Source organism: Paraburkholderia sp. RL17-373-BIF-A, assembly GCF_046030175.1.
Lineage (GTDB): Bacteria > Pseudomonadota > Gammaproteobacteria > Burkholderiales > Burkholderiaceae > Paraburkholderia.
This window is the reverse complement of the sequence record NZ_JARESO010000053.1, coordinates 37,596-55,740: the sequence shown is the minus strand read 5'-3', so window position 1 is coordinate 55,740 and position 18,145 is coordinate 37,596. Positions and strand designations below refer to the sequence as shown.

The following is an 18,145-nucleotide window of genomic DNA, read 5'->3' as shown; positions in this document are numbered from 1 at the left end:
TGAGCGCATCCTGATTGTCGTCAACAAGCAGGAGACGCGCCGGTTCGGGAGCCGCAGCGGTCGCTCCGGGGGCGCCTGCGTCTGTATTTGCTATGGTCCTGGCTATCGGCAAACGGAGTGTCACAACCGTGCCTTTGCCCACGCCTTCGCTCCTAATTGAGATTGTTCCATGGTGAAGTTCGACCATCCGCTTTGCCACCGCGAGCCCGATTCCCAAGCCTCCTTCGGAACGCGCCTGGCCACGGGCAGACTGCGCGAATAACTCGAAGACGTGCGGCAGGACGGCGCTATCGATGCCAATTCCGTTGTCAGTGACGTCAATAACAATCAGCCCGGGTGTCTCCTCGCTCGAGTTGTTTGGCTCGACACGAACATCGAGCTCGATGGTGCCTCCGACAGGTGTGTATTTCGCTGCGTTCGAAAGGAGATTGCCCAGCACCTGGCTCAGGCGGACGTGGTCAGCACGCACGGGGACGGGCTCGTCCAGCCCCGTGATTTTGAGTGTGTGCCTGCGGGATGCGATGTGATGTCTGATGGCTGTCACAGCATCAGACACAATGTCGCTGAGTGATGTGTCGCTGTGCTTGATAGCGAGCTTGCCATGTTTCAGACGGGCGGCGTCGAGCAGGTCATCGACCAGAGTCCGCAGATGCCTCATCTGGCGTTGCGCAATAGTCAGGACTTCGACGGCTCTTTCGTTTTCGGCGCAAAGTCGTTTTGCTGCACTTATGGCGCCATCGATTGGCGCCATTGGATTTCGCAACTCGTGGCTGAGCATGGCGATAAACTCGTTGTGTCGTCGGTCGCTCTCTTCACCGCTGTCGCGGGCATTGACGATGGTCAACGCCGAGCCGGCGAAAACGGCGAGGTTTGAGAGGAGTCTGACGTCTTCGAGGTCAAATCTGCATTCCTGTGTGTGTGACATCACCCATATCGCCCCCAGCTCCGCATTCTCAGCCTTGATTGGAACGACTATGCCTTCCGGTACTTCGACTCCCGGAAACGCGAGGCAATGGAACTGAGCCTGCGGATTGACGAATAGTTGTGGTGTCCCCGCCTCCAGGGTCACAGCGCACGGGCACTCGTCCCATGCTGTCGTATGGCCACGCAGGCCAGCGCAGAGCCCGGCGACCGCGAGCCACCTGAAGACCCGATTGTCATCCGGTCCTTCGGCAAGACTGATGCCTGCGCTCCCGCACGGCACAGTGTCAGAGCCGTGTCCGCGATGGCTTGCAGAAATGCGGAGCGCGGGCCGGCCTGAGTCCGGGCGAGCGCCACAAGCGCTCGGTTCTCGGCCGCGTAATCTGCGGTGCGGACCGGCCTGCGGGCAAGCTCATCCGTTTGACTGGGCGCGCGACTGCTTTGCATGGCTGACAGAGCGACTGGAAAAATAGAGGGGGCTCGGAGGTCGGGATGCCAGGATGCTGCAAGCTCGACCGACGGGCGCCAGAGCGACCTTGTTCACAGCGGCGAATTTCACATGACGGGAGGGGCGGCACAAAGTCAACGAGGGTTCGTACCTGCTTGCTTGCAAGGGCGGCCTCGCTCCACAAACGGTAGCATCTCGAAATTGCTTGTGGCGCATCGTCCTCGAACTGCAAGCGGTAGCTGAATTCAGAAGGCATATAACGCACAAAGCCATTCGCTACATATGTCTCAGCGCATCCCTTGGCTCCTAGGCTCCAGAATGCGAAGCATCGGCCGTCCACCCAAGTTCTTGAGCGGGAAGTAGGAGCGGTGTGTCTCGAGGTCTACCGCTACAACGTGCGCGTTTGGGCCGATATGACCGTCACCCAGTTTTGAGAGCGCACCTGTTTCCACACGAAACATTGAGACAACTCCTGCTTCGCCGGCGACGTACAACAAATGCAGTGGAGGGTCATACGCGAGGACATCCGGGTCCTTTCCGACTTCGAACGATGATGTCGCGCGCATGGTGCGCATGTCGAGAACGATGAGTCGGTCGTTCCCCTCGCACGCGATGATTGCGAGCCGCTGGTTAGCATCTATTAGCAGCCCGTGGTTTCCCTTCGCGCCGGGCACGTCAATCCGCGCAACAATCTGGTCACTGGCCGGGTCGATTTCAATCAGCTGATTGCGCGTTTGTACGTTGACAAAAATGTGCTTTGAGCTTGGGTCATACTGGGTGTTGCCCGCCTCACCGCCAAGCGAGATGGTTGCGACTCGCCGGTTTGATGTCACGTCAATGACCGTCTCCGAGCCACCGGTTTCATCCGAAACATAGAGCTTGTGCGCCTCTGGGGCATAGGCCATCCCGTCCGGGTAGGCGCCGGTCGGGATGCGAGCGGATATTCCAAGAGTCGTCATGTCGATGGCGACCGCTTCGTCTTCTCCGGTAGCCGACGCATATACGCGCCCCAGCTCAGGAATTGCCAGCACTCCATGAACCGAACTGACGCCGGCGATGCGTCCAACCACGCGAGACATATTAGTATTAAAGACGACGATTTCACTATCGCCCAGGTGTGCGATAAATAGCAGGTGTCGGGTTGGGTCGAAGCTTTCGTAATCGAAGCGTGTGGTCTTACCGCCAAGCGGAACGTCGGCGACTTTCCGCAGAGGTAGATTGGAGGCTTCGAACGCCTCCTCGGTGTTCGTCGGACCACTTGAAGCAGAGGCAAGTGTGGCAATCGCCAGAGCTGCAACAGCGAAGGTTCGAAGCGTCGATGACCGGCCAGACGGGACCATGTCTTTGTACCAATGCTCTCGCTTTCTACGCTGCGGGCGGCCAATCGTGTTTTTCACTTTGGAAATCGCGACACCACGCATAGAGCGCGTCATACATCACCATGCCATGCGAAAGCATCTCATGGTCGTTCTCAAATATCCGGGAGAGGCCCAAAGACAAGGCAAGCAGTCCCGCAGCCTGAGGGGCCAGGTCGAGGCGCGCCGTATCCGCGCCTCGTACGATTACTGCAAGCGCGGCCAAGGCTGGGTCCGACAATTGATATTCCGCCAGGAAAGTGTCGAAACTGCAGAGCTCGCCAACGTGAGTCAGCTTCACGCCAGGGATATCAAACGGTATCGCACCTTCGAGCTCGGCGACGGCCAGCACCTGGTCCGCCGGTACAAAGAGAAATTCCGGCGACTTATCGATGAACCGTTGGACCAGCCAGGGGCAGGCAATGCGGTCAATTTTCGGGCGCTCGCGAGTAATCCATTTCATGTCATCCTCCGCGCAGGTAGTGCGGCTTGCATTCTCTGGGCCGCATTATCCCAGTTGATGAGGCTAAACAGCTGATTGACGTAGTCGCCGCGCTTGTTCTGATACTTCAGGTAGTACGCGTGCTCAAACACGTCTAGCACGAGGACGGGCTGAATGCCCCAGGCTGTGAGCTTTTGATGGTTCTCACACTGCAGGACCATGAGCTTTGAGGTCGCTGCATGGTAGCCAACGATGCCCCAGCCAGACGCTTCCACAGCAACGGTTGCCGCAACTAGTTGCGCCTTGAACTTCGCGTAGGAGCCGAAATTTTTGTCTATTGCCTTTGCCAAGTCACCCTTCGGCTCGCCACCTTTGCCCGAGACACTGGTCCAATAAATGGTATGCAGGATGTGACTGGACAACTGAAACGCGAGTTCTTTCTCGTAGAATTTCACCAGCGAGAAGTCATTCGACTCGCGAGCTTTTGCCAATCCATCTTCAGCTTTGTTCGCTGCGACTGCCGCCGGCTTATGGTGAAAGTTGTAGTGCAGTTCAACGGTGCGCGCGTCGATGACTGGCTCAAGCGCATCGTAGGCGAATGGCAATGGCGCTGCGACGTATTTGCCGTCCGCGTCCGTGAGCTTGTCTGTGTAACCGGGCTCTTCTGCGGCACGTACAGTTTGTGCCTGGGCCAGCATGATTCCTGCACCAACAGCAGCCGAGTTATGCAGGAAGGTACGACGTGTTGCCATGATTGCTTTCCTTGCAGACTGCGCAAAACGCGCGTTGTTAGATACCGTGAGAATGAATGAGCGGATAAACGACAAGACCAAACAGGGCTGCCGCGACTACGATGAACGGCTCCTGCAATTTCTTGAAGCGCCACAAAAGCAGCACGGTCGCAACGGCCAGCGCCACAGTGGGAATGTCAATGAGCGAACGCTTTGCGATAACCAGTACGGAACCCGTGATGGCGCCGACGGCGGCGGCCGTGATGCCGTCAACGAATGCCTTTACGGCCGGCAACTTTCCGTATTTTTTGAAGTACGGCGCCGGCAGAACCGTGAACAGATAGCAGGGCAGGAAAGTCCCTAGCGCAGCGACACAAGCGCCCGAAAAACCCGCCACCAGAAATCCAATGAAGCCGACCGTGATGACGACTGGGCCAGGCGTAATCATCGCGACCGCAACAGCATCGACAAACTGACGGTCATTCAGCCAGTGATGTTCTGTGACCACGCCTCCGTACAGGAACGGCACGATGGCGAGACCGGAGCCGAACACGAACGCGCCGGCCTTGGCGAAGAACAGTCCTATCTGGCCAAGCAGCGGGAGGTCCAGCCCGCTGAGCACGCCGCTCATCGTCGGCAGGTACCCCACAGCAAGTCCATGCACGGAACCTTTGGTGAGCCACTTTGGCGGAGCACGTCTTAGCCACCCGATAACCCCTGCTGCAATGAAGAGCCACGCAATCTCGGACTCCGTGATGAACGTCACGGCGGCCAGCGTCAGGAAAATCGCCCACAGGAGCTTGTCCGCGCCGACTGTCTTTGTTGTCAGCTTGTAGGCGCTCATCGCGATGATGCCGACAACAGCCGCTCCCACGCCGTAGAACACCGCCTGCATCCACGACAGGCCACCAAAGCGTGCATACGCCCAGCCGAGCGCCACCACCATCAGAAACGAAGGGATGACGAAGGCAATTCCCACGAGGGTGGCACCCAGCACCCGAAAGTGCACATATCCAAGATAGATGGCCAGTTGCGCGGCCATCGGTCCCGGCGCCAGTTGCGCCAGTGCTATCCCTTCCTTGTAGTCTTCTTCGCTAATCCAGCCCAGCCGTTCAACGAGGTCGCGGCGCATATAGCCGGCCAGGGCGACCGGGCCACCGAAGCCAATGGTGCCGAGCCGCAGCATGTAGCGGACGAGCTGGCCCAGTGTATAAGTGGGCGCGGCGTGCGTGACTGTGCTCATGGACGTTTCCCGGCGTCAGTATTCCCAGATGCGGCAAAGTGCGCGAGCAGGGAATCGAGGACGTTGCTCATCTCTGCGAGCATTTCGTCGTCGCTCAACGCGCGTGCTTTTGCCCCGGCCATTACCGCTTCGAAGCCGACGGCTTCCGGTACAACCGGGCCACCGATATCGAGCGCGTGCACCAACGCGCCCAGCTTGAGCAGCCCCGGCTCGTCTTCAAGTCCGAAGCTGGCCACCAGCACCTCAAAGGTCACGCGGTCGCCCACGTGCGTAAATGCAGCGCCGTCGAAGTCAAATCCCAGCGCATCTTCCGGGCACTCGCCCGGCGACGCGAGCCACAGAAAGCGTGCCCGCGAATCGATAAAGCGCCGGATGAGCCACGCGCTGGCAACGCGGTCGACCCACAGGCGTTGACGGGTTGCCCAGGTCCGGCCCTGATGGTCTTCGCGACGCAGTACGACAATCGCACCCTCGGCCTGATGAGGTTCCCCCGGCGACAGGACGGTGTTCGCCAACGCAACGAAGTCCTGCCAGGCGGCCTCGGCCCGCGTAGATGCCTCGTTCCGAAAAAAGTCGATGCCTGAAATGGCCTCGAAGTCCTTGCCAACACGGCGCAATAAGCGGGTGATTTCGGCCGGGGAGAGGTCCGACAGGGTTTTTCTTGCATCCGCCAGCAACCGCGCGAAGGCTGCGTACTCGTCGGTTCTATCGAACAGGCACCGAAATTCGGCCTCCTGGTCCGCTCCCCGGCTAGAAGTACGCACGACATGGGCCGCTCCGCCTGCGTCGCCGATGCTTGTTCCGAGCTCCAACAGTTCGGCTTCTGCGGCATCGGTCGCGGGAAGCAGGTAGACGCCGTCCCGTAAGACAGCACAGCCTTTGGCCTTGAGGGCACGCCAGAAGCGCATCCGGGCAGTGGCGTTATCAGTCGGCAGCGTCAGTACGAGGAGGAGCCAATCGTTTAGCGAATTCATGTTGTATACGTTACAACACGGTAGATTACTCTACAAGAACGAATTTCGAGCAAGGGTTGAGACTGGCGGGACTGGAGCGGTGCCGACCTGGAGCCTTTGAAACTGGCTGGAAGAGAATTGGGGGCCAACGGTCCCGATGACGAACCGATGTCCGACGGCCGGCGCAGAATGCACCGGTCGTCGACCTTTCAAAGCGAAGATTCGCTTCCGGTGTCAGTGGATGCGGCGGTGGTGAATATCGGGTAAATGTGCGTGCGTGTGGGTGATAGGCGCGTGTTGATGGAGGTGCGTATGGGGTTCCTCGCCCTCCCACTCAAAATCATACGTGTGCTGATGGTGTTCGTCGTGCCGGTGCCGATGGAGTGCGCCGATGGAAAACCCGGTTTCGTCCAAGACGTTTTGCTTCATACAGCGCTGAGTCAGCTAGCTCCAGCAATTCGCCTGGGTTGATAGCGTCGGCTTCGCTCATGTGTGCGACGCCTATGCTTAACGTAAGAGCGCCAAGAGGACTTCCTTCGTGTGCGACAGCAAGGCCCTCGATATTGGCTCGAATCCGTTCGGCTGCTTCGACTGCTTCGGCATACGAACAGCCACTAAGCGCGACAACGAACTCTTCGCCGCCATATCGAGCAAGCAGGTCGCCGTCTCGTATCGCTGCCTTGATGCATTTGCCAACAGTCTTTAGACACTCGTCGCCAGCCGAATGTCCATACCTGTCGTTGTACTTCTTAAAGAAATCTACGTCGATAAATAGTACCGCCGTCTCCGGAACGGCCGCAGTTCCCGGTGCAAAATATGAATTGAACTCGGCATCAAAGAAGCGTCTGTTCCCAAGCCCGGTGAGACTATCGACGTAGGCCAACTGCTTCAACTTCTCTTCTTCCGCATTTCGACGTTGTTCGGACAATACGCGGGTATTAATGTCCCTGACGGTAAACGCCATCGCTGCGTGTCCGTCAGTCGGTTCGGCGGGCATCGCGGCAATGAAGCTCCGGACCCATATGAAAGACTGGTCTCTGCGCCGTAACCGGTATTCGACAGACGCCTCCATGTGCTCTGTGCTCGCAGCTGTCATCGCCTGCTTGAGGCGGTGCCAGTCATCCTGATGGACCATCCGTTCTATTTTGCATCCAACCAGGTCGTGGGGCTCGTATCCAAGGGTATGTCTTACGCGGGGAGATACATACTGGAACTCGCCGTTCGAAGCGAGTTGAATAATGACCTCGTCGGAGTGTTCAGCTAACTGGCGAAATCTGCGATGACCGTCGATGACCAGAGAAACGAGACGATTGCGTTGAACTTGCAACACAGTGATGGGGAGCGCGATAGACAGGGCGGCTACCGTGAAGACCTGAAGCGCAAGGATGCGTTCCTGCATGTTGCTGAAAGTGGTCAACCAGAGCGGCCCCATTCCGCGCACCGTCAGTGGCACAGCAATGCTGATGAAAAGTAGGATGCCGAGAAGAACGGTTGAAAGCTCGGCGTGGAACGCAAGGAGGGCGAGCGGAGGCAGAGCCCAGTAAAGCACCGACTGGCTCGTCTGGACGAATATCAAGGTTGTGACGCATCCGACAAGCGCCAGTAACGCCAGCGACTTCATCCGATTCCCGGGTTCCAACAGGCTCCGCCATTCACCTGAGACGATATTCAAAGTCACGGGCGTGAATATCACAAAACCGAGCGACGCGGATATCACCCAGTTAGAAAAGGAAGAAAAAGGATGGGTGGTGAAGACACCCTGCAATAGTAAAACCGCAGCCAAACCAGAAACTAGCGGAGCGAGAGCACCTGCTACGAGCACAAATCGAAGAAACGTTCTCGGGTTTATCAGTTCCTTTGAAGAACTAACCCACGGCAGAAGCAAAGCAGCCGTACACACTTCGACCATACCGCCCGCGGTGAAGGAAAGAGATACGTAGAGGCTTTCGCCGCCCATCAGGTTTGCTACAAGGTTCCCGATTACCCCGCCTATAAGGATAGACGGCTTGCTGCGGCGTGGAACCGCCATCAGGTGTCCGAGCAGGTAGCCGTCGGCTATCCAGACAGCGACGATTTCGCCGGCCATGGTTTTAAGCTGACCACTGACAACAACGAGGCAAAAAGATGCAATCGTCGCCACGACCACGTGATAGAGGCGACGGTCTGCTTCTCTTGAGCGCGTAGTTGTTTCTTGGTCCGCTGCTGGCAAACGTGTTGAAGCCGAAAATCGTCCTTCACCCATCTTCCACCTATCTTGTGTTTCAAGGTTGTCAGGCGACACGGTCCCCGCGACCCTCGTTCAACAGTTCTGTGCAAATCGTTTATCGGCGCTTACGTCTCAAACTTTAGGAAGAGTCGTAAATCCTCTCGACAAGTTATTGACGCCCCGTTCGCGACGAGTGCGCTAAATGTGCGGTGCCTCACGTTACCGTACTGCCGACGGGTGGCACTATCGCTGGAACTGGCGCGAGCGAAACGGAAAACCACCGGCTACAAGTCCGAAGTCCTCACTGCGGACGTTCTATTGAAGTCGGTTTCGTCGCTTGGAAAAGGCGCAGGTGTCTGGCGAGCAGGCGCTGAACCTCGGAAGCGAGAACATCACTAATGAAATTTTGCTGAAGCTGGCCAGGCGGGTAAATACACTTCTGGCTCAACCTGACATCGCTGGTGTGGTCATCACGCATGGAACAGAGACGCTCGAAGAAACGGCCTACTTCCTCAACCTCGTGGTGAAAAGCGACAAGCCCGTGCGCCGGCCCGAATCCTCGCCCGACCGCCAACTCAGGTTGAACGGTTGTCGAGCTGACTGGCAAAGCAAGTTCGCTTGACCGTCGTTATTCGTGCCGCGCACGCTGCCTCGTGCTCAGGTGCAAAGGAGCTCACGCCTGCTGATTCCGGTGTCGATTTACGGGTCTTGCAACCAGGACGGCGTGTGCTATTGGGACTCGATTGCGTCGAGCCGCGCCTGCGCCGTCTCATCAGGATGCTGACGCTGATACGCCTCGAACACATGTGAGCAAAGTTGCGCCAATGCAGCAAGATGTACCGCCTGGTCGGGATGCTCTACCTCACCCGCGTTCAGCAAGTCGTCGAGTACAGGAGCAAGACGGCGCAGTTGCCGGAAAGTGGCGTCGTCAAGTTTCATGTTGGGTTTCCTATCTTCGGCCGATATCGCACAGGCGGTACGAAACTGGCTCACACCTATTCTTAAGCCCCCTATCACCGGAGGGAGCCGGCGGCCCACCGGCTTTTTTAAGTCTCTGCTTGGAAGGCATGCATCAAGGCTCTGCGCCAGATTTTGCACGGCCAACCGCGGTCGGCACGCCCGGGTCGGATGCGTGCTCTTTCAGGGCGGTGCCCCGTTGGGTCCGCCCGGTCCCGTGTTGTTATTTGGCGAGCTGGCAGGTCTTGGAATCAAAGCCAAGCGTCATGCTCTTCGTCACCTTGGGTATGACAGCCATGGGTTCGTCCGGTTTTCGGTCTAGATAGGTGACGACGATGGAGCTGCCATGGAACACAATCGACCGCGGCATGATGCGGTCGCCAAGGAAGATAGCGTTGGTCTTACTGCAGTCACTGAATGCCACCGCTACGTACTTGAAAATGCCGCTACCGCCTGGTTCGTCCGCCAGGAATAACGCGGCAGCAGGCTTCGAGTCAAGCCGGCCACCGACGGGCTTGCCGAACACACGCGTCACGTGTTGCGTCGCCGAGCCAGGCGCGGCCGGTATCGCTCGCTTGCCATTCGACAACTTCACGTCTTCGTTGTTGATGCGGAAGGTCGCATTCTCGTAGTCGACATCGACAGTTCCAGCCTGGGCCCGGACGGCTACCAGCACGAGGCAGGTCGCGATTGCGGCGGTGGTCAACTGCTTCCTCATGATTCATGCGCTCCGTCAGGAAACGTCTGCCGCGTAGTCGCGAAGTGAACGTTCCGAAGTTGTTGTTCTTCGGGCCGCTCTCGCCCGGCCTAACGCAGGGTGAGGTGCGTTGTGCGCGGCGACTGGAATCACGTCACGACGACGTGGTCGCAGAACCACTCGTTGAATGTGTCAAAGCCCTGCATGGTCAGCCCGAGCCGGTGCGCATTCTCGCAGGCCCGCACCAGCATCCAGCACGCGGCTTCCTCGAGGTCGGCTTCGAAGTCCGGCGCATTGGTTTTGTCAAAGTGCCGCAGCGCTGTGGCCACACAGCTCTCCGCGGCATTGAAGGCCAGGCGGCCCACCGGCCGGCCGTGCAGCTTCGTGTGCGCCAGGTCGGCCGCATCGAACTGCCAGTCCACGCCCGCCGGCGTGCCACAGCGTCTCGCCCAGTATACGTTCGGCCGCGCTGGTCAGGGTGATAGCTGAAGCGAAGCGATGGCGCTCTAGAGCGACGGGTTTCGACGCGAGATGTGATAGAGCTGTCGCGCAGAGCAGCATCACATCGGATGTCGCCTGTGACTGAGTGGTTTCACATCAGTCTCCTCCGCGCTAGCCGTGGCTATCGACCCACGCACGACACCATGAAAGGCCTGCTGATTCTGCCTCTTCATTAGTATCGAAGGCGCCAAGCACTCCAGACGCCTCTACAACCTTCGAGTCGCGCATGATTGTGCCGCTTCCGGCGAATCGTTCCGGTCGCATGATATCTTCCTGCTGCAGGATGGCATGGCCCCACAGCGTGTACCCACGATATTTCTCAGTTTGCATCTGTTGACCTCTAAAGGTCGTCCGTACCGCTTCTTATCAGTGATTGCCTCAACTCTAGCGGCTCGACAAGTATCTACTGCTTGAGCCGTTGGGTGTCGATTCCGGCCATCTTCAACGTAGCGTCAATCATCTTCAGTTCCTGGACGAAATCGAGTGCCCATTCTTCGCCGTCGCAGCGCACGGTCATGCCGTTGTGCATCGAAATCAGATAACGCGCCTTGAACAAGGCATCGACAAGCTTCGATTCTCGTTCGGCTTCCCGAACCCACTCGTCCGCTCTCATGATGGAATCTCCTCTGAACAAAAGGAAGCTGGATGTTGAGCCGAGCGCGCGATGTCGCGAAGCCAGTTCCCCAAATAAAAGTGACAGTTCACCGCAATGAAATTGCGTGTACGATACTGTATAAATATACAGGTTTTTGATGCAACATGCCCAGCGCTTTAGCTACCGCCGAAGAGATACATCCGTCCTTGTGGCGTGCGTCGCAGCTCGCGCGTGGCCGTGGGCGGGTCATTGAGACCGGCTATCCCGCGCTGTCTGCCGAACTTCCCGGCGGGGGCTGGCCGCTCGGAGCGCTCGTCGACCTGATGGTGCAGCAAGCGGGTGTGGGCGAATTGCGGCTGTCGCGCCCCGCGCTGAGTGCCGCAGGCAATCGACCCGTTGCATTCGTTCAGCCGCCGCATACCCCGGACGGACTTGGACTTAGCTACATCGGACTTTCCATTGAGCAGGTCCTGCGGGTCAAGGCGCAGAAAACCGCGGATGCGCTCTGGTCAGCCCAAAAGGAACTCGGAGACATACGCCGCAGTATTTGCCAGCAACTCCACAACGAAGCGTTTATCGCGGCTGCCTCGCACGGGTTGTTCTTTCGAGTCGAATCATTGAGGGCTGGGAACAGGCAACCGTCATTGCCTTCTTTCGACAGAGCACCGTTGACCTACTGGTTGCTGGATTGAATCAGCAAGGCTGCTATGCGTCACGTAGTTGAAACGCTCTCTGCGACTACGGTACCGATGAATTGTCCTCATTACTGGATAGTCGGTGACTCTACGACCCCTCACTTTCATACGCGTGTACGAGTCCCTTCGGTCAGGCCAAAGCCGACAAACTACGATAGCGTGAAGCACTCGCGCAATTACATCTTTATGTAACCCGTCACGCAAAGCCGCCGCGGTGGATTGGAAATGTGAAGGAACCGCTGAAAGTTTCCGATTGCAGACGCGATTGATGGTGGTCCTGCTGGCAATGGTGCGTCGACGCCTGCAGGAATAGTCGCTGGTATAAAGCTGTTCGCCAGACTAGCCATAAAAAGAGCAATCGATGCGCGCATCGGTGGTCGTGGCATTTGCGGCAGCGGCGTAGTGATTGTCGCGTACTGACTTACAGACGCACCCCGACGAACCAAGGCGCCTGCTCTCTCTCAGGCACTTTGCTGTTCAGCGCCCGGCCGCGGAACGCCTCATTTGCGCTAGACTGGCTTTGAGCAACCGGAGGGAGACCTAGATGATACGCAAGACGCTCAATGCCTCGCAGCTTCAGCAGGAGGTCAACCGGCGAATCCATCGACTGCGGGAAATAGTCGAGGATGGCGTGAAGATTCGTGTGCCGCGGCCACAGTTGCAAGAAGCTGACAAGACAGGCTGCAACTGGAACATGACCCACTTCGGCAACGCAGTCGGCTTCGAGCGCGACATCGAGGGCGTGCTCAAGGCCGTGCGTGCGGAATACAACCTTAGTACCGAAGTGAAAGACACCGGCAACCCGTTTGGGGACTAGCCGCAGAAGATATCGGAGTAGGAAGAATAGTAGCCGGCTTCTTGTGATAGAGCTGCTTGACAGCGAGCTTGCCGCAATAAGTGACAGCGGCACTCCCCAGTGGTTGCGCCAACTGCGAGTGCTGGTTTCCTTTTTCTTGCGCATGCACCGGTGCGCTATCGTTCCTGAATGACGAACCTGGCACATGGGAACGATATGTATTATCGCTGGATAGGCGTATTCACGATGTTTCGCGGTTCGCCTGCCACGTAGGCTGAAATGTTGTCCAGGAGCTGGTCGGCAAGCGCTTGAATCGCCTCTTCGCTCGCCCAAGCCACATGAGGCGTCAGGATGAACGCTGGATGATTCAGAATTTCATTCAGTGGATTGTCTTCCGACAAGGGCTCCCGGGTAACAACGTCAAATCCGGCGCCAGAAATCAGGTTGCGGTTCATGGCCCTAACTAGCGCTGCCTCGTTCACTAGCCCACCACGTGCTGTGTTGATGAGCAGTGGCCGTCGCTTCATCGTAGCAAACTCGGCGTCGTCGATGAGGTCTCGAGTCTGTTCGTTCAGCGGGCAATGAAGAGTAATGATGTCAGACTCTTCAAGGACTTTTTCAAACGGGGTGTATAGCATCCCCATGTCGTCGCGCCCTTTGAAAGCTGAGAATAGGACTTTTAGCCCCAACGCTCTGCCGATTTCTGCCGTCGCTTTCCCTAACGCACCGTCGCCGATGATGCCAAGCGTGGAACCCGCCAAGTCTTTGATGGGATAGTCGAAGAAACAGAATTGGCCGGACTCTTGCCAGCGGCCGGCTTGTACCGCCGAGCAGTATGCAGTCAGGCTTCGCCGCAGGGCAAAAATCAGTGCGAACGTGTGCTCGGGTACCGTGTGCACCGCATAGTTCCTCACGTTGCAGACTGAAACACCCATCTGATTGCATACACCCGTGTCGACGTTATCGGCGCCGGTTGCGGCAATAGCGATGAGCTTAAGCTTTTTCGCTTGGGTAATCACATCAGCACCGAGCTTTACCTTGTTGGTAATTACGATGTCAGCGTCGCGAACTCGGTCAAGAACCTGGTCAGACGTCGTAGTTTCGTGGAGCTCGAGCTCGTGATTGAAAGGAAGTTCTTTAAGTTTTGTGGTCGGCGGAATGGTCGAGCGGTCGAGGAAGACGACTCGCAAAGGAGAGGATGATGGATTCATTTGTATTGGGCCTGTTAGCTAACAAAAAGGGGCGGCTCCCGCCAATCGCGCGCTACGGAGGCGGTAAGGCGGCAGCTTCGGGAGTTCGTGGCGGACCCCAGCGATGCTGAAGGTAAGACTTGACCCTAGAGTGCCTCAACCTCGAGTGTTGACCGGAGAATCGTCCGAAGAGGGGTGTCGATAGGGAAAAGCAAAGGGTTCGGGACGCAACGACCGCTCCGGACCCTTGCTCACTTCTCGGTGACCTCAACGCGACTTTGAGGGCGCTTTACGGTGTCAATGAAAACCCGTTTCAATCGTCTTGTGGTCCTTGCGAGAGTTGAGTTTTGAAAGTTTCGCGGTTGAGGGCCTTTTCCCATTTTGCAACGACTATCGTCGCAATGCCGTTGCCGATGACGTTAATGATGGCTCCCCCCTCCGAAATGAACCGGTACACCCCCAGTACCAACACCAAGCCCGCTACCGGGATGCCGGGTACCGAACTCAGTGTAGCTGCCAGAACAATGAATGCACCTCCGCTGACGCTCGCGGCGCCCTTCGACGTGAGCAACAGAACTAGCATAAGAGTAAGTTGATGTCCGAGGCTAAGTGTACTGTCGGTAGCTTGCGCGATAAAGATTGCCAGAACCGTCATGTTGATACAACTTCCGTCGAGGTTGAACGAGTATCCAGCAGGAACTACCAGTCCGACGACAGACTTGTCACAGCCCAGTTTTTCGAGCTTTGCCATGAGCCGAGGCAGAGCGGACTCCGACGAGGACGTGCCAAGGACAAGAAGCAGCTCGTCCCGGATATAGCGCAGAAACGCTATCAGACTAAATCCAGCGAGGCGGCAGACTGCCCCCAGAACAACAAACACAAAGACAAGGCCGGTGAGGTAGTAGGTGAGTAGCAACTGACCATAGGAACCCAGCGACACAACACCGTATTTGCCGATGGTGAAGGCAATTGCACCAAACGCACCGATCGGCGAGACATACATCACGATGCGGACCATGTTGAAGAAGGTGTTCGCGCCGGCGTCAATTACTGAAAGCAAAGGCTTGCCGCGTTCACCGAGCATCTGGAGTGCGAAGGCGAAGATAATAGACACGAACAGCACCTGCAAAATGTCGCCCTCTGCAAATGCCCCAAACACCGTTGTTGGGATAATGTGGGATATAAAGCCGACAACGCTTTGGTCGTGAGCAGCCTTTGTGTAGGCGGCAATAGCTGAAACATCGAGTGTGCGCGGGTCCACATGCATTCCGCTGCCAGGCTTCAATATGTTGACTGCTATCAGGCCGATGGCAAGGGCCAGCGTCGTCATTACCTCAAAATAGATGAGTGATTTGACGCCGACGCGACCAACCGACTTTATGTCGTTCATGCTCGCGATGCCGTGGACCACGGTACAGAAAATCAATGGAGCAATCATGAGCTTGATGAGCTTCAGGAAGTTGTCTCCTAAAGGCTTCATTGCTTCGCCGACGGACGGATAGAAGTGTCCGAGAATAATGCCCAGGACCACCGCTATCAAGACTTGAATGTACAGGTGGTGGAACCACCGCTTTCGGGTGCGAGGGGCGGGCTGCGGGTGGACTGATGCCTCCGTTGCAATGCTCATGATGTGTCTCCTACATCGTTACTGGATTCGGGTCGGCTTATGCGCCGTTCACCGGGTTTGAACCAATACTGAAAATGCTTCCTGACTCTGGTTAGCGTCTTGTTTGTTCGAACCGTACGACGCGAACCGGCATAAAGTTCGCAAGACGAGGAGCCTGTCAGTCGAGATTACGTGTACCAAGCGACGCCTCCCTTTACTGCGTTATTCCTGGAGGTCTGCGATTTCAATCAAGTTGAAGTCGGGGTCGCGGATATAGACAGAGCGGATTTTCTGGGTGGCACCGGTGCGTTCAACTGGTCCTTCGATGATTGGGCAGTTGCATCGCTCAAGGTGTGTGACAACGTCGTCTAACCGAACACCTGCGATAAAGCACAGGTCGAGCGCACCGGGAACAGGTAGATGCGCATTTGGCTCAAACTCAGAACCTCTCACGTGTACGTTTATTTTCTGATTGCCAAACCGGAAAGCAATGCGTCCTTCACCGAATGTTTCGAGTTGCATCTGCATGACTTCCGTGTAAAAGCGCTTCGTGACTTCGAAATCAACGCACGTTAAGACCAGATGGTCCAGATGGTCAATGAACCCCACGTCAGACCCCCGTTTCAAATGCGCGTTGCTCAGGACGACCATCACTGGCGAGAGATGGCATAGGGTGCAGGTCCATGCGCCGACCCGCCTTAAGCAATTGACTTGGCACATCGTGCCCAATAAGTCTTGGAAGCAGAGCCGAGGCAGCAAGCAGGTCCGGAAGGTTCACGCTGGTGTTGTAGCCGTCGAGTTCCAGCATATGCACAAGCTCTTCCGTGCAAACGTTGCCAGTTGCCCCTGGCGCATACGGGCAGCCGCCGAGGCCGCCAAGCGAAGCGTCGAAACGGTCGATGCCTGCTTTGAGCGCGGCGAGTGTGTTGGCGAGAGCCATACCGCGCGTGTTGTGGAAGTGCAGGGTCAACTCGAGCGCAGGGAATCGCGCGCACGCGGCTTGGCACAAGGCGCGAACTTGTGAGGGAAACGCCATACCGGTAGTGTCGCAGAGCGTGACCCCGTGCACACCGAGGTCCGCGAAACGCTGCATCCAGGCGAGGACTTCCTGTTTAGCAATGTCGCCCTCCATCGGGCATCCCATTGCAGTGGAGAGGGAGACGTTTATCGCGACCTCGGTTTGGTTCACGACGCTAATAACGTCACGAAGTTGCGCGAAGGATTGTTCGCGGCTCATGCGCAAGTTGGTGCGGTTGTGGCTTTCGCTGACCGACATCACAAGATTCACTTCATCCACGCCGCAGGACAATGCGCGCTCGGCACCGCGAATGTTGGGAACAAGGACCGTGTAAATTACGCCTTCGTGCCGCTTGATTTGGTGCATAACCGCTTCAGCATCACGTAGGGCTGGTATCGCCTTCGGAGATGTAAACGACGTTACTTCGATTTTCGCGTATCCGCACTTGCTTAGCCGGTCGACCAGGGCAATCTTATCGTCGGTATCGACGAATTGGGCTTCATTCTGGAAACCATCGCGAGTGGCGACTTCGTGGATAAAAATGGGTTGACCTTTCATCATCACGCTCCTTTCAGATAATGCCGTGAGAACGCCATGATTCGCGCGTCGCGGCGTCTATGCCGAGCCTTTCAAGTACAGCGTCCGTATGCTGACCGAGTGTCGGCGCAGATGAATTAACAGTGCCTGGGGTTGCGCTGAGTTTTGGCACAATCCCCGGTACTTTTACTGGAGTTCCGTCGGGCAGTTGTGTGTCGAGAATCATGTCTCGGGCAAGGTAGTGCGGGTCGCTTGCGATCTCTTCTACGTCGTAGATTTTCCCAGCGGGGATTCGAGCTTCATTGAGCGCGGCCAGAACGTCGTCGAGCGACTGACTCGCCGTCCATTCAGCGATGGCTGCATCGATGCGCTCGACATTCTTTACCCGGCCGTCGTTTTGTGCGAGCGCTGGGTCTTCCGCGAGGTCACGACGACCGATAAGGTCCATCAGGCGGCGGAAGATGCTATCGCCGTTGCCCGCAATCAGAGCGTACTTTCCGTCGATGCAACGATAAGCGTTCGAAGGTGCGATGCCGGGCAAGCTGCTGCCCGCAGGCTGGCGCACGGCGCCGAAGACAGAATATTCGGGCAGCAGGCTCTCCATCATATTGAAGACCGACTCGTAGAGCGCAACGTCTATAAGTTGCCCCTGGCCGCCATTCTGGTCGCGATGACGCAGCGCCAGGAGAATGCCGATTACGCCGTGCAGTGCGGAGAGCGAATCGCCGATGGAAACGCCGACGCGTACTGGCGTGCGCCCAGGTTCACCGCTGAGGTGTCGAAGGCCGCCCATCGCCTCGGCTACGACTCCAAACCCGGGGCGGTCGCGGTATGGCCCCGTCTGCCCGTAGCCCGATACGCGCAGCATGACAAGACGTGGATTGAGCGCATGCAGTTCGTCCCAGCTGAGTCCCCAGGCTTCGAGCGTGCCGGGACGAAAGTTCTCAATCAGAACGTCGCTTTCCGCGATGAGCTTGCGAGCTACGTCTTGACCTTCAGGCGAACGGAGGTCGAGTGTGACCGATTCCTTGTTGCGCGATTGCGTGGCCCACCACACCGAGGTGCCGCCATGCAATAGACGCCATTTGCGCAGCGGGTCGCCGGCGCCGGGAGGTTCGATTTTGGTTACGTGCGCTCCGAATTCAGCGAGCATTTTCCCGGCGAAGGGGCCGGCAATGAGCTGCCCCATCTCGAGCACGCGTATACCTGCGAGCGGTTTTGTCACGGCTGTCTCCTGTGAAGCTTCGTTTTACC

General features: G+C 57.3%; 20 protein-coding genes and 1 pseudogene. 3 read left to right on the top strand and 18 right to left on the bottom strand.

Features of this window, described 5'->3' with window-relative positions; all coding sequences use genetic code 11:
- From P0D80_RS38710 to P0D80_RS38675, 8 genes and pseudogenes are all read right to left on the bottom strand, one after another.
- On the bottom strand, positions 1-1,204 hold a 1,204-nt coding region (locus P0D80_RS38710), incomplete at its 3' end, for a sensor histidine kinase (RefSeq protein ID WP_408291680.1).
- A 452-nt stretch (positions 1,205-1,656) separates the two neighbouring features.
- Positions 1,657-2,709: a hypothetical protein gene (locus tag P0D80_RS38705; protein ID WP_408291682.1), complete on the bottom strand. Its 1,053-nt coding sequence runs from the start codon at positions 2,707-2,709 to the stop codon at positions 1,657-1,659.
- A 25-nt stretch (positions 2,710-2,734) separates the two neighbouring features.
- Positions 2,735-3,187: a chromate resistance protein ChrB domain-containing protein gene (locus P0D80_RS38700; protein WP_408179946.1), complete on the bottom strand. Its 453-nt coding sequence runs from the start codon at positions 3,185-3,187 to the stop codon at positions 2,735-2,737.
- Positions 3,184-3,918: a superoxide dismutase gene (locus P0D80_RS38695; RefSeq protein ID WP_408291678.1), complete on the bottom strand. Its 735-nt coding sequence runs from the start codon at positions 3,916-3,918 to the stop codon at positions 3,184-3,186. The genes P0D80_RS38700 and P0D80_RS38695 overlap by 4 nt, the downstream gene beginning before the upstream one ends.
- Positions 3,919-3,955: 37 nt before the next feature.
- Entirely contained in the window at positions 3,956-5,140 is a 1,185-nt protein-coding gene (locus P0D80_RS38690) for a chromate transporter (protein WP_408179948.1), read from the bottom strand.
- Positions 5,137-6,114, bottom strand: a complete 978-nt coding sequence (locus P0D80_RS38685; RefSeq protein WP_408179949.1) for a chromate resistance protein ChrB domain-containing protein — start codon at positions 6,112-6,114, stop codon at positions 5,137-5,139. Before P0D80_RS38685 ends, P0D80_RS38690 begins: the two co-directional genes overlap by 4 nt.
- Before the next feature lie 213 nt (positions 6,115-6,327).
- Positions 6,328-6,474: pseudogene (locus P0D80_RS38680) on the bottom strand (EamA family transporter); the annotation flags it as partial.
- Positions 6,434-8,374, bottom strand: a complete 1,941-nt coding sequence (locus P0D80_RS38675; protein ID WP_408179950.1) for a sensor domain-containing diguanylate cyclase — start codon at positions 8,372-8,374, stop codon at positions 6,434-6,436. The gene P0D80_RS38675 and the pseudogene P0D80_RS38680, both read right to left, overlap by 41 nt.
- Before the next feature lie 262 nt (positions 8,375-8,636).
- Between P0D80_RS38675 and P0D80_RS38670 the strand changes: the two genes are divergently transcribed.
- Positions 8,637-8,921 carry an asparaginase domain-containing protein gene (locus tag P0D80_RS38670; RefSeq protein WP_408179951.1) on the top strand — a complete coding sequence of 95 codons (285 nt, stop codon included), beginning with the start codon at positions 8,637-8,639 and terminating at the stop codon, positions 8,919-8,921.
- 107 nt (positions 8,922-9,028) lie between these two features.
- On the opposite strand, the gene P0D80_RS38665 is transcribed toward P0D80_RS38670, so the two are convergent.
- From P0D80_RS38665 to P0D80_RS38645, 5 genes are all read right to left on the bottom strand, one after another.
- Positions 9,029-9,238, bottom strand: a complete 210-nt coding sequence (locus P0D80_RS38665; RefSeq protein ID WP_408179952.1) for a hypothetical protein — start codon at positions 9,236-9,238, stop codon at positions 9,029-9,031.
- Between the two features lie 241 nt (positions 9,239-9,479).
- Complete coding sequence (locus P0D80_RS38660; RefSeq protein WP_408291674.1) at positions 9,480-9,974, bottom strand: hypothetical protein; 495 nt, start codon at positions 9,972-9,974, stop codon at positions 9,480-9,482.
- A gap of 128 nt (positions 9,975-10,102) precedes the next feature.
- Positions 10,103-10,375, bottom strand: a complete 273-nt coding sequence (locus P0D80_RS38655) for a hypothetical protein (RefSeq protein WP_408179954.1) — start codon at positions 10,373-10,375, stop codon at positions 10,103-10,105.
- A 190-nt stretch (positions 10,376-10,565) separates the two neighbouring features.
- Complete coding sequence (locus P0D80_RS38650) at positions 10,566-10,784, bottom strand: hypothetical protein (protein ID WP_408291672.1); 219 nt, start codon at positions 10,782-10,784, stop codon at positions 10,566-10,568.
- Positions 10,785-10,857: 73 nt separating this feature from the next.
- Positions 10,858-11,067 carry a hypothetical protein gene (locus P0D80_RS38645; protein WP_408291670.1) on the bottom strand — a complete coding sequence of 70 codons (210 nt, stop codon included), beginning with the start codon at positions 11,065-11,067 and terminating at the stop codon, positions 10,858-10,860.
- Between the two features lie 188 nt (positions 11,068-11,255).
- On the opposite strand from P0D80_RS38645, the gene P0D80_RS38640 reads away from it, so the two are divergent.
- On the top strand, positions 11,256-11,741 hold the full coding sequence (locus P0D80_RS38640; protein ID WP_408291668.1) for a hypothetical protein: 486 nt from the start codon (positions 11,256-11,258) through the stop codon (positions 11,739-11,741).
- Between the two features lie 547 nt (positions 11,742-12,288).
- On the top strand, positions 12,289-12,561 hold the full coding sequence (locus P0D80_RS38635) for a hypothetical protein (RefSeq protein ID WP_408179958.1): 273 nt from the start codon (positions 12,289-12,291) through the stop codon (positions 12,559-12,561).
- 200 nt (positions 12,562-12,761) lie between these two features.
- Here the strand turns inward: P0D80_RS38635 and P0D80_RS38630 are convergent, their stop codons facing one another.
- The 5 genes from P0D80_RS38630 to P0D80_RS38610 all read right to left on the bottom strand — a co-directional run bounded on the left by P0D80_RS38630 (position 12,762) and on the right by P0D80_RS38610 (position 18,116).
- On the bottom strand, positions 12,762-13,751 hold the full coding sequence (locus tag P0D80_RS38630; RefSeq protein ID WP_408179959.1) for a D-2-hydroxyacid dehydrogenase: 990 nt from the start codon (positions 13,749-13,751) through the stop codon (positions 12,762-12,764).
- A gap of 292 nt (positions 13,752-14,043) precedes the next feature.
- Complete coding sequence (locus P0D80_RS38625; protein ID WP_408179960.1) at positions 14,044-15,357, bottom strand: dicarboxylate/amino acid:cation symporter; 1,314 nt, start codon at positions 15,355-15,357, stop codon at positions 14,044-14,046.
- Positions 15,358-15,558: 201 nt separating this feature from the next.
- Positions 15,559-15,945 carry a VOC family protein gene (locus P0D80_RS38620; protein ID WP_408179961.1) on the bottom strand — a complete coding sequence of 129 codons (387 nt, stop codon included), beginning with the start codon at positions 15,943-15,945 and terminating at the stop codon, positions 15,559-15,561.
- Position 15,946: 1 nt separating this feature from the next.
- A complete protein-coding gene (locus P0D80_RS38615) occupies positions 15,947-16,912 on the bottom strand; it encodes a hydroxymethylglutaryl-CoA lyase (protein WP_408291665.1) in 966 nt (321 codons plus the stop codon).
- A 13-nt stretch (positions 16,913-16,925) separates the two neighbouring features.
- Positions 16,926-18,116, bottom strand: coding sequence for a CaiB/BaiF CoA transferase family protein (locus tag P0D80_RS38610; RefSeq protein WP_408291663.1), 1,191 nt, complete (start codon positions 18,114-18,116; stop codon positions 16,926-16,928).
- Positions 18,117-18,145: the final 29 nt, after the last annotated feature.